Here is an 11,470-nt window from a genome sequence, read left to right on the forward strand (position 1 = left end):
AATACCAAATCCGGGTTAGACACCCCCGTTATAACCCAGTCCGCGCAGGCGGACTTTGTTTGTGTAGCAGCGATTTTAATCGCCGTGGTATAGCAAATCGCTCTGGTGTATTTACAACTCCCTTACCTGAAACTGAGTCCAGATGGGATGTTCGTACAAACAAAGTGTAACTAGACCAGCGCGAAGCGCTATAAAAGGGGGTTATCTTATCTATAAGTAAGTTGCTAAAGTCTTGACATGAACAACAGCCGCTGCAACGGTAACTGGTAATCGGTAGCCACCTCCATGAGAAGAGAGTACTGGACACCTATATCTCTTAGCAGCATCTAATACAATTTCAGTCAGTTTGCAGAAATCAGCATTCGTCCAACCTGTTGTACATTTACCACAATCATCCCGATGTGAGTCATAACCCGAAAAAATAGTAATCAAGTCCGGTTGCCACGGAAGGCAATCTAAAGATTGCTGGAAAATGTCGATGCTCTCATGTCCATCATAAAACTTACCCGTTAGTCCCAGTTCCTCTAAAACTTCAACGGGAAACGATGTATTTAGGATAGGAATATTACAGTGTCCAACCGCTTCAGCCGCCGTAGTTGTCCCCGCTTTTAAGTCTGAGGCTTTAGCCATATAAAGGTCTACAGCACTGTGAATGCTAATGCAATAAATGCTGGGATCATCGCTAAAAATTGACTGAGTGCCATCCCCATGATGAATATCCCAGTCAATCATCAAAATTTTCTCAAATCCTTGCATCTGAGCGTATCGTGCCGCCGCAGCCAGAGGGTTTAAAAGGCAATAACCGTGTCCCCAATTACTGTAAGCATGATGTCCAACCATACTGAAGCAATAGGCACGTTTCAGGTTCCCTTTTTTCATCTGATCAATTGCTTCCATCATACCTCCTAAACCATAGAGATATCCGGGTAAACCGTACTCCAAGCCTTCGCACTCAATACTCAATTCTGGTAGGGCGGCACTTACCTCATCTAGTGGTTTTTCAAGAGCGTTTAATGCAAGTTTTCGGAGATACTCAGCAGTATGAACGCTCTGGAAATTGCTCCTCTGGGCTTTTCTTAATGGAAGTGCAGGATATTCGATAAGAGCTTGGGCAAGAGCCTGTCGAACTTGGTTGTAATAGGGGAAAGAGTGCCCCATGAAAGAAATTGACTGAATTGGCTTGGACGTACAGAATGTTTGTGGGTGTAGATAGGTGGCAAAATAATTCATTTCCCTACATCAAATATTAGTCAAAAGTGGTTTTCCCTGGCTGAGTGAATTTGTCGTTCTTTAAACTCCAATAAGTAGTCGGACAAAAGAAAACAGGACTGTATTAGGTTTTTTAAATCGCCCTCAAACCCTTACTGTTCCCTGTGACACACCGAGCGGAGCCGAGGTGTTCCCTGTTCCCTAATCTCAACCGTTAACTTTAATGAAAGTCCACCTACTTATAAGTCATGCCGATGGCAAAGGTATTGTGATTGTCATCGTTGTACCGACTCCTACTTCACTATTGACTGAAATCGTACCGCCTTGGATGTCTAAGCATTTCTTAACCACAGCTAATCCTAATCCGGTTCCGGGAATATTGCCAATATTCGTACCGCGATGAAATATACTAAACAATTTTTGCTGATCCTCTATAGGAATCCCAATGCCTGAATCTTTGATTTGAAATGTCGCGGTAGATTGACTACAGGTTAATATCAAATCTATTTGACTACCTAGTGGGGAATATTTAATTGCATTAGAAAGTAAGTTCATTAAAATAGAGCGTAATAACTTTTCATCTAAGCAGACAAGAATATATTGATTTTGACTAATAAAATTAATCAAATAATTTGAACCAGCATTCACTTGCATCTCTTCCACCAAATGACAACAAAATTTTTCTAATTCAAATGGGCGAGGGGTAAACTCTAATTTTCCCGTTTCCGCTCGGCTGATTGTTAAAATATCGCCCAAAAGCTGAGTCATGGTTTTAGCTGTTGTCTCAATGCGGTCAATATTACGACGAATTTTATTATCTGAGCCTTCTGGATAGTAATATTTCAATAATTGAACACTGGCTATAATAGTACTCAATGGTGTGCGAAATTCATGAGATGCCATAGCAAAGAAATTAAGCTGGAGTTGTCTTAGTTCCTGCTCTTGTGCCAGTGCCAGACGCATTGATTCTGCCTGCTTGTGTTCTGTAATATCTTGAGCAGTACCGAGAATTTGCTGGGGTAAACCATCAGCCGTGCGAGTGAACACCATCTCGCGACTATACAGCCACCGCCATCCCCCGGATTTATGTTGGATGCGATACTCTGTCTCAATAATTTCTCCCTCTTTAGCCGTGGCAAATCGTTTAATAGCAGTGGTACATTTAGATTGATCATCTGGGTGAATCAGATTTTGCGGAAATGTCGGTGCCATGTCTTGGATTTCTTCGGGGGAGTAGCCGATAAGTTGAGTAATCTGTCGATTGGTGTAGATGTTGCGCTTTTCGATTAAATCATAGAGATACAAAGCCGTTGGCATCGCGTGAGCAATGCGTTGAATAAACCGTTCACTTTCCCGAAGTGCTTGTTCCCGAATCCTAATTTCGGTAATGTTGGTGGCGGCACAGGTAATGCCAACGACTTCTTCGGTATGGTTTCGTAAGGGTTCTACGGTTAAATCGTAGTACCGGACTTTGCCGTCTACGATAATCGATATCTCTTGGCGCTCACCTACTCCAGTGGTCAAGACACGATGTTTAATCGGCATTAGCTTTTGGGCATTTTCCGGTGCAAACATTTCTAATTCTGATTTTCCAATTAGTGTGTCGGTATTAATCCGACTCGCCGGATTATAGACCCAGGTGTAACGCAAATTTGTGTCTTGATTAAATACTGTGATCGGTGAGTTATGCAGAGCAACCCGAAAGCGTTCTTCACTAATTATTAATGCGGCTTCTGCTTCCTGGCGTTCATGGATTTGAGTCTGGAGATCAGCGTTTGTCTGCATCAGTTCCGCCGTACGTTCTTGAACTCGGATTTCTAGTTGATCACGGGCTTGACGCAGTTGCTTTTCAATGGATTGACGTTCAATTAATTCCGTCTGAAGCTGTTGATAAAGTTGAGCTTGGTGAATGGCGATGGTAACTTGGATGGCTAATTGATACAGTAAGTCAATTTCTAAGGATTGCCATTGTCTGGGTTGAGAACAGTGATGAGCAATCAGCAATCCCCAAAGCTTTTCTTGTTGCAGAATGGGTACGACAAGTTTAGATTTGACACCTAACTGCTGGAGAAATTCCACTAAGCAGGGCGTTACTCCATCGGTTTCTGGATTGACTACGGTGCGAATTCGTCCTTGACAGTACAATTGATGCATCTGTTCGGGAAACACTTCCGCCGGAAAGGTTTGTCCCAGAATGGGTGCTGTATCCGGAGTGACAGATTCGGCTACGGTACTTCCTGTACCGTCAGACCAAATCCGATAGACTAAGACTCGATCAACGCCAAGAAATTCTCGGACTTCGGTGACTGTGGTTTCGAGAATGGTGTCCAAATCCAGGGTTTGGCGGATACGTTGAGCGCTACTGAGGATGAGTTGCTCTCGTTGCGCTATATGCTCTAGAGTTGTTTCAGACAGAGGGCGATCGCGACTTAATTCTAACTCGGCTTTGAATCTAGAATGCTGCTTCAGGAGCAACCCGCCCAGCACCATAAGTATGGCGATGCTGAGACTATCCCCCAGAATTAGACTCAATTGGGTTCTCTGGATCTGAGTAACTACAGCCCTTAACTGTTCTTGTAACAACAGTTGTGCTTGTGCTGGGATCTGCTGCAAAAGCCATGGCTGGTGTTGGGCGATCGCATTAGTGCTGTTGAGCTGAGACAATAAATCTTGCAGAGCATCCTGTAACTTGTCACTATAGTCCATCCATCGGGAAGCTTCCATCAGTTGAGTTAGGTGGCTATAGGAAATGACACTAGCCCCTATAAAGATAAGTAATGCCAGACAATAACCACCGATAATAACTTTGACACCGATAGATTTTGGCATTTGAGTTCTCCTCTGAAATAACAGCAGCTAGTGCATCGCGGCTTCAAATAAGCGGTTCCCTCTTTAGATTAGGATACCTAAATTCCTGCACGAGAACAGGCAATTCTTTACATAGAACAGGAGCAAGCGCTTGATATTTTTTACAATTATTAACTCAGTTAAGCCAATTGATGTCCAGGTAATTCGCTCTCTGTTCTGTTGAGCAAGTTTATTTTGAGGCGACCTCGTGATAAATTCATATAAGGGAATAGTATGTTTTAAGTGAGAATTCTTCTAGTCGAAGATGATATTTATTTGGCTGAAGCTTTGGCTGAAGCCCTGGCGATACAACGGTATGCCGTTGATACAGTTTCCGATGGAGAGGCGGCTTGGGTGCAAGTGAATACCCTCGATTACGACCTAATTTTGCTCGATATGATGTTGCCGAAATTGGATGGGATTCATTTGTGCCAACGCTTGCGTTCCAATGGTTATCAGATGCCAGTTTTGATGATCACGGCTCGCGATACCAGTACGGATAAAGTTATCGGTTTGGACGCAGGCGCTGATGACTATATGGTTAAACCTCTGGATATTCCCGAGTTACTGGCGAGAATTAGAGCGCTACTGCGACGAGGGCAAACGGTTTCGCCTCCTATTTTAGAGTGGGGACAATTGCGTTTAGATCCAGCCACCTACGAAGTCTGCTATGGCGATGAAACTCTACGCTTGACCCCCAAAGAATATAGTCTTTTAGAATTGCTCATTCGTAATGGGCGGCAAATTATGAGTCGGAGTGCCATTATTGAGCATGTTTGGTCTATCGATAATCCTCCGAAAGAAGATACGATTAAGGTTCATGTTAAAAGCCTGCGCTCCAAACTTCGATCAGTAGGCGCTCCAGAAGATTTAATTGAAACGGTACATGGTTTAGGTTATCGTCTCAAATCTCTTTCTGAATAACTGCTTAGAGCGTCGGTCAAGTATTCCGAGAAACCGGGTTTTTCATGAGGATAACAACGAAATATCAACCTTTCACCCAAAGAAACCCGGTTTCTTGACCGATGTCCTGGGGAAACTTCCGATCAAAATACCCCAGCGTTAAAACTGGGGCATTCATTTATTAAATTTTTTCTGTTATAGATTGGAGGAATAGAATCCCTGGTTGAATGGTAGTCTGAAGTAGACCTTAACGTCAAAAACTACCGTCTTTTGGTAGGAGAAAGAGTAACCAATTCAGCGGCTGTTTTCCGGAAGGGATATAACCGTTCGATCCCTAGAAGCGACAGAACAATCAAAACCTGAATAGCCCACGGTGCCATAGCAAACCCAAAAATTAAGCAAAATATGGCGCTACCTATAGCTAAAACCCGGGAAACTTCGTGAGAGGCACGTAAAGACAGCCAGAGACTTGCGATGGCGCTGATCAGAAGAATCAGGAAGATGGGAAGCATAGCGATCACCTCTTAAAAGTTCCTAGAGGGCTTCCATCCGATTCTACGACTGCGAAACCCTCAATGCTCTCTACGCTAACATTGATTGATTAGAGAAAATTGTAATATTAATAACCAGTTCTGATTTTTTCAGAAATCTTTGCATAACTTCGTATTCTTCAGGCAGAGGTGGGAGCATTTGCCTGCAAAAATCCGCATAACCAGTCCTTCAAGTGATAAGTAGCACGGCAATCATCTTCATTGTAGCGTTGAATCATCTCCAGTACCGCGCGATCGCCTGTTGTCAGCCACTGTTCATAGAGATAGACGCATTGAGAACCCGTTACCGCCGCATCGCGCCACTCAAAGCCTAACCACCGCGCTAAATGTTTAAGTGAATAGCTTTCCACGGGTAGGGTTACCGTACTCATCACTTGCTGATGAACATCGACAAAGCGCGACAGTAAGGGCTGTAGGTGGGTGAATGGGGTTTTGTAAAGTTTAGCTAAGCGCTTGACGGTTTCAACTTCATAATCCGAAAAATGAAAGATGGGAGCATCGGGATAGAGCCACACCAAGTCTAAAAATTGCTGCCAGATGAGGGCTTCATCGTCGGGATGTTCTGCCAAGAAGGGGTGAAATGTCTCGGTATTGGTGGAGCGATCAATTACTAAGATACCCAGTAAATAGTCCAGATTTAAGTCAGGTTGAGCCTCGATATCAAAGAAGAGTTCGACAGAGGCTTGGGGTAATCGATCCGTATATCCCATCGAAGGCTGAAACTCTGAGTAAGAATTAACTCCAGCACCATTGGCATTGTTCTCCGATTCCGTCAACCTGTCGAATGGTGGAGTCTCCCTAGCTGGCTCAAATCTCTGACGCAGAATCACACGATTGTACTGAATCGATTGAGCCTGTTGCACTAAATTTAATCCCACTTCGCTGCCAAATTCATAAGCCAAGGTGCTAATCTCAGCTTGGGCAAGGGATTCTACCGTCGATATCCCTAACTCCTGTAAACTCTGGTAGCGCTTTGGCGTAACACCGGGTATCAACGAAATATGCTTTTGAGACTGCGCGATCGCATAACAGCTACTATGCCAATGACAAAGACCACATTTTTGCCGTGAGATAAAGACTTCCGGCGCTTGAGCTTGTCTCAAGGTTTGGATACAGTCTGCCAACTCCGCCTGCATCAAGGGTAACCATTTATCCAGAGTCACCGAGTAGGCATTTTGACGACGTAAAATTAACCAAGCCTGACTGGGCAAACTTCCCTGTATTTCAGCCAGAAGATGGGCATGAAACGCGGCGATGATTTGATAATCTGCCTTAGCCCGCTTGCCGAATTTAATCGAGACTGGAACATACATCCAATCCCCGAAAATCGACTGTCCTGGCTGTTTGAGCAATAAATCAGCAGAACCCAGCAGCGTGACTCCCTCAACCGTTTGCCTGAGCAAAACTCCCTTAGCAATACAATCGACTCCTTGCTGCATCAACTCCCACGTCGCCTTCGCTCCCGCTTGCCAATCATCTCGCCCATATTTAGGGGTTTGTATCGGTGTCAGGTTTGCTCCAGTAGGTAATAAGGATAGAAGTGGACTTTCTCCAGCAGAACCATAGCTTCCCTCGTATTCGACGCTTTTGAGGATAGCTTGCCGATGCGCCGAACTATCTTGGCGCAGTTTCAGCAGAAAATCTTGGGGCGGATCTTTTTGACTCGGATCACCATAATAATCGAGAAACGCTCGACGCCGACAGCGTTTGTAATAGAGGAGCAATTCATCCGTCAGCAGCATAGCTTCATTGGGGATGGGGGATTGGGGATTGCTCATATTCGCGAAGCGCCAAGCACGCTCCGTCATTTTTCGTAGCACAGGGAACAAGGACTTTAAATTCATAATTCAAAACTCATAACTTAAAACTCGGTTAGGGCGGGTTTTGAATAAACGTTATCATTAATAGCTTGTGCGAAAGTTCATCAACCCGCCCCTACACACTCAAAACTCAACATGAATCGCGGGAATCCCCGTCCTCCACGCGCCATCACGGGGAGGGATAGCGGGGCGAGGTAGGTACGGAGTCGATAGTGCAGCGCGGCAGAAATACTTGAGCAGCCCATCTTAGGTTGAATAGCACTGAAATAAGCATTTGGGGAGCGCCAAAACCCTTTATCTATCGTAGGGTGGGCATTGCCCACCATCCTTAAGTCAGTGACATTCATCTTAGGTTAAGATAGAACGATAAATCCAAAAAACTGGATGACCCAATCAAATCTTACCTCGCAACAACTGAGCTATGCCTGACCCCTGTCCCCTCCCCGGATACGGCTGGCGAATAGGAGGTGTTCAACCCAAACAACTGTAGTGAAAGGTTTGTAGTCAGTGATATAGCACTACGCACTAAGGTTAGGACATATCCAGAAAAATTCAAATCGCTCAATCCCTTGTAAGGTAAGCTTTTGTCTTCAAAGAAAGCCTATTGCCTGTTGCCTATTCCCGCTTCGCGTAGCGCTATATCAACGCTGATGGCGAAGACAGCGCAACTACGAACTTCGCTGACATCGGTGCTATTCTCAACCTTTTCCTACTATCCTCAAAACTTAAAACTTTTTTCCACACAGGATGCAACTTTTCGCAGTTATTATTAATGGTCACTGGCAACCTGGAATAGGTGATCCTACGTTTATGGGCTGGTTTACAGTCGTGGCGTATTTTATCACAGCGTTATTGTGCCTGATCAGTGCCTTACCTCATCGGCTCGTCTTGCCTCTACAGCGAGTGAATCAAATTCGTTGGCTATGGGGATTCTTCGCTATTTTTTTATTATTGCTGGGTATTAATAAGCAATTAGATCTACAGTCTTTGGTGACTGTATTAGGCAAGGAAATAGCACTATCTCAGGGTTGGTATCAGCAGCGTCGGATGGTTCAGACGCAATTTATTGTAGGAATTGTGATTGCGGCGTTACTTTTAGTTTCAGTAATCGGACGCGCCATCTATGCTGAACGGCAAACCTATCGGTTAGCGCTTTTAGGTTTAATGTTCCTTTCTTGTTTTATTGTCATTCGCGCCTCATCCTTTCATCATATTGATACCTTGATAGGTTGGCAAGTGGTCGGATTTAGGATGAACTGGATATTAGAAATAGGGGGTATCGCTTGTATCGCTATTGCCGCAATCCGGGCTATTTTCAAGCGAATGTCACTGACTTAAACCCGCCCCTACACACTCAAAACTCAGACTAAGGGAAACAGTTGATGAAGGTAAAACGCCAAAGCAGCACTGGCTACAGGTACGGTAAGATTATCCATGCCCCACTTTGAGAACATTTCTAAACCGGTAGCCTCTAACGCTACAGCGATAGGGAGTAACCACGTTTGCCAAACATTACCTTGAACCCCAAGTAGAATTAAACAACTGACCCCATAGCTGATTAGAGTCATTGTCAAAGAACCTTCCCAGCTTTTTGTCATCCCCAAAATTTGGTACTTATGCTGCCCAAATCGCTGCCCAATTAATCCTGCTAGTCCATCTCCCCAGGTCATGACTAAAATGCCAATAGCGGCATAGTGGAATTGATGGGGCGACCAAAACCAGGCGATGAGGATGCCCATACTCACTGCATAGAAAAACGTACCAAAACTTCTACGTCCCACACTGTTGATACCGGGCAGAAATGGTACATAATACGACAAAAGTGCGATCGCGCTAGCGATGATGGATGCGGTTATACCAACCCAGGCGGGAATTTGTAACCACCAAGCCACCAAAATCACATTGCCAGTACCGATATGAACCACTTTGCGGGCTAATTCTGAACTCGTAGAAGTCCGGCGATGGAGTGTCTCAGCGGATAGCACAATCACACCTAGCCCCAGTGCCACAATACTAATGTGGAGCCATAACAACGGAATTGATTCTAACAAAGGTATTGAGTCAAACAAGAGTTAAACACGAATAACAGAGGAGTGCCTATAACACTCTATTACATGATGAAAATTTTATTAATTTGGCTGATTCGAGCCTACAGAACCTTAATTTCCCCTATCTTTGGGCCAACCTGTCGATTTCATCCAACCTGTTCAACCTATGCCCTACAAGCCATTGAACGCTTTGGCTCGTGGCGTGGAGGTATCCTCGCACTGCGGCGCATCTTACGCTGTCATCCATTTCATCCGGGGGGTTATGATCCGATTCCGGACGCAACTCCCAAGGATGAGAGGGGAACTGGGGGAACTGGGGGAGCCGATTTGTAGGGGCGGGTTTTACCAATAACGTTTTAGCTCAAACTGATAACTTATAGCAGTAGACACATCGATTAGGACTTTCGGCACCATTGTAGAGGTGAGTTTTACAGATTTCGCCAAGAGAGATAAATCCGCTAAATCGCGTATTAAGAATCATAACTATTGCTGAGGGAATTACCTAAGTAGAAATACACAATAGTAGTTAAGCACATACGACTTATAAAGGACTTACGCCATTGAGTTATCTAAGCAGTATCTCCGTGTCTAAGCGTAAGTCCTTTTTCCTTGGGGGTCTTACCGTGACAATTCGCCATCTTAAATTAATTTAATCTTTCTTCATGAAAAGATACAATACTCTCCGTGTTTCTACGGTAATACAAATGAACTAGCAAGCAAATTTCCGGAAATATACGGATTATTTCGCTCTTTGAGTTGGATATGTTCTAAGAGGAAACACTGTATTCTTTAGCCCCTGAACGCTTGTTCTGACGGTCAGGGGATTTTTTATACCTGTCTTGAGTCATTAGTCTAAAAAACAAAGGACTAATGATCACGGACAAGAAAAATGAAACCCTATTACCAGATTCCGATTCGAGACTGTGGAGAACCCCTAGTTCCCATACCCTTGGAACGGTTCGCAGTGGAATCCCTTCATCCTTATGAAAAACTGGGCGCTCCTTACGGGAAGATATCGCCCTACCATTTGCGCCAGACGGTGTTAGAGGCATTAATTACAGCTCAAAATTACCTGCAACAGCGATGTCCGGGTTGGCGTATCCTGATTTTTGATGCCTATCGTCCTGTAGCGGTTCAGGAATTTATGGTCAACCATACATTCGCTGAAGTGGTGCGATCGCAAAACCTAAACCCAGCGACTCTATCGGAAACTGAACGCCAGAAAATATGGCAGCAAGTTTATCAAATCTGGGCGTTACCGAGTCTTGACCCCTTAACCCCGCCGCCTCATAGTACGGGTGCCGCCGTGGATATTACTCTGGTCAACGAGACAGGTGAAACGATTGACATGGGATCGGAGATTGACGAACTCTCACCCCGCTCTCATCCAAATTACTACGCCCAGGAGTTGCACCTCCCCTATCATGCCCATCGGCAATTGTTACGGGATATCATGCAAAAGGCAGGATTTCAGCGTCACCCAGGGGAATGGTGGCACTTCTGCTGCGGCGATCAGATGTGGGCGTGGTTGTGCCATCAACAGAACCCCAGCCAGAGGTTTATCGCTCGTTATGGTCGAGTAGCTGGTGATTAAGGGAATTAAACCGATATTCTGGGTAAAGACGATTTTTTTGTCTGTCGATCACTCCCATCTGAACAGGTTATGGTTGCACCGAAACAAGTCTATGTTCTCTTATTCAATGCTCGTAGCGAAAACGAGGGGATTCACACCCTGCAAATCAGCGATCGCAATGTGGTGTTGATGTTTGAGTCAGAGGATGACGCCATCCGTTTTGGCGGGATGCTGGAAGCCCAGGATTTCCCCAATCCCTCTGTGGAAGCGCTGGAGGTTGAGGAAATTGAAGAATTCTGCCAAAGTGCCGGCTATGAGTGCCAACTGGTTGAAACCGGGATGTTGGCATTACCGCCGGAAACAAATGTGGAAAAAACAGACTGGCAACCTGATGGGACGCCAACTCAAGAACCAGAGATGTCTGATCTGGATCGAATTCGCCGTCAGCTAGAGGGATTGTTGTAATTCAACATCCCCACGCTACTGACGTGGAGCGTGGGGATTGTCGGACAAACGGCA

General features: G+C 44.9%; 9 protein-coding genes. 5 read left to right on the forward strand and 4 right to left on the reverse strand.

The window, feature by feature from the left end:
* Positions 1 to 210: 210 nt before the first annotated feature.
* Both ACLFWI_RS17670 and ACLFWI_RS17675 read right to left on the reverse strand, forming a co-directional pair.
* Entirely contained in the window at positions 211 to 1,158 is a 948-nt protein-coding gene (locus tag ACLFWI_RS17670) for a histone deacetylase (protein ID WP_446414004.1), read from the reverse strand.
* Between the two features lie 297 nt (positions 1,159 to 1,455).
* A complete protein-coding gene (locus ACLFWI_RS17675) occupies positions 1,456 to 4,038 on the reverse strand; it encodes a sensor histidine kinase (protein WP_446414005.1) in 2,583 nt (860 codons plus the stop codon).
* A 261-nt stretch (positions 4,039 to 4,299) separates the two neighbouring features.
* Here ACLFWI_RS17675 and ACLFWI_RS17680 point away from each other — a divergent pair, with 261 nt between their 5' ends.
* Positions 4,300 to 4,980 (forward strand): response regulator transcription factor, encoded by a 681-nt coding sequence (locus tag ACLFWI_RS17680; protein ID WP_446414006.1) that lies wholly within the window; start codon positions 4,300 to 4,302, stop codon positions 4,978 to 4,980.
* 649 nt (positions 4,981 to 5,629) lie between these two features.
* Here the strand turns inward: ACLFWI_RS17680 and ACLFWI_RS17685 are convergent.
* On the reverse strand, positions 5,630 to 7,252 hold the full coding sequence (locus ACLFWI_RS17685; RefSeq protein WP_446414010.1) for a TM0106 family RecB-like putative nuclease: 1,623 nt from the start codon (positions 7,250 to 7,252) through the stop codon (positions 5,630 to 5,632).
* A gap of 825 nt (positions 7,253 to 8,077) precedes the next feature.
* On the opposite strand from ACLFWI_RS17685, the gene ACLFWI_RS17690 reads away from it, so the two are divergent.
* Positions 8,078 to 8,668, forward strand: coding sequence for a hypothetical protein (locus ACLFWI_RS17690; RefSeq protein ID WP_446414007.1), 591 nt, complete (start codon positions 8,078 to 8,080; stop codon positions 8,666 to 8,668).
* Positions 8,669 to 8,691: 23 nt separating this feature from the next.
* On the opposite strand, the gene ACLFWI_RS17695 is transcribed toward ACLFWI_RS17690, so the two are convergent.
* On the reverse strand, positions 8,692 to 9,399 hold the full coding sequence (locus ACLFWI_RS17695) for a diacylglycerol/polyprenol kinase family protein (protein WP_446414008.1): 708 nt from the start codon (positions 9,397 to 9,399) through the stop codon (positions 8,692 to 8,694).
* A 48-nt stretch (positions 9,400 to 9,447) separates the two neighbouring features.
* On the opposite strand from ACLFWI_RS17695, the gene yidD reads away from it, so the two are divergent.
* From yidD to ACLFWI_RS17710, 3 genes are all read left to right on the forward strand, one after another.
* Positions 9,448 to 9,711 (forward strand): membrane protein insertion efficiency factor YidD, encoded by a 264-nt coding sequence (gene yidD / locus ACLFWI_RS17700; RefSeq protein ID WP_446414011.1) that lies wholly within the window; start codon positions 9,448 to 9,450, stop codon positions 9,709 to 9,711.
* A 556-nt stretch (positions 9,712 to 10,267) separates the two neighbouring features.
* A complete protein-coding gene (locus ACLFWI_RS17705) occupies positions 10,268 to 10,972 on the forward strand; it encodes a M15 family metallopeptidase (RefSeq protein WP_446414009.1) in 705 nt (234 codons plus the stop codon).
* A 69-nt stretch (positions 10,973 to 11,041) separates the two neighbouring features.
* Entirely contained in the window at positions 11,042 to 11,416 is a 375-nt protein-coding gene (locus ACLFWI_RS17710) for a DUF3110 domain-containing protein (RefSeq protein WP_446408873.1), read from the forward strand.
* Positions 11,417 to 11,470 lie beyond the last annotated feature (54 nt).

Source organism: Coleofasciculus sp., from assembly GCF_046539235.1.
In the GTDB taxonomy this organism is placed as follows: Bacteria; Cyanobacteriota; Cyanobacteriia; order Cyanobacteriales; family Coleofasciculaceae; genus Coleofasciculus.

Coding starts and splice junctions, on each gene's coding strand:
- yidD (WP_446414011.1), top strand. CDS start 9,448: ATGAAAATTTTATTAATTTGGCTGATTCGAGCCTACAGAACCTTAATT.
- ACLFWI_RS17705 (WP_446414009.1), top strand. CDS start 10,268: ATGAAACCCTATTACCAGATTCCGATTCGAGACTGTGGAGAACCCCTA.
- ACLFWI_RS17685 (WP_446414010.1), bottom strand. CDS start 7,252: ATGCTGCTGACGGATGAATTGCTCCTCTATTACAAACGCTGTCGGCGT.
- ACLFWI_RS17675 (WP_446414005.1), bottom strand. CDS start 4,038: ATGCCAAAATCTATCGGTGTCAAAGTTATTATCGGTGGTTATTGTCTG.
- ACLFWI_RS17690 (WP_446414007.1), top strand. CDS start 8,078: ATGCAACTTTTCGCAGTTATTATTAATGGTCACTGGCAACCTGGAATA.
- ACLFWI_RS17670 (WP_446414004.1), bottom strand. CDS start 1,158: ATGGGGCACTCTTTCCCCTATTACAACCAAGTTCGACAGGCTCTTGCC.
- ACLFWI_RS17710 (WP_446408873.1), top strand. CDS start 11,042: ATGGTTGCACCGAAACAAGTCTATGTTCTCTTATTCAATGCTCGTAGC.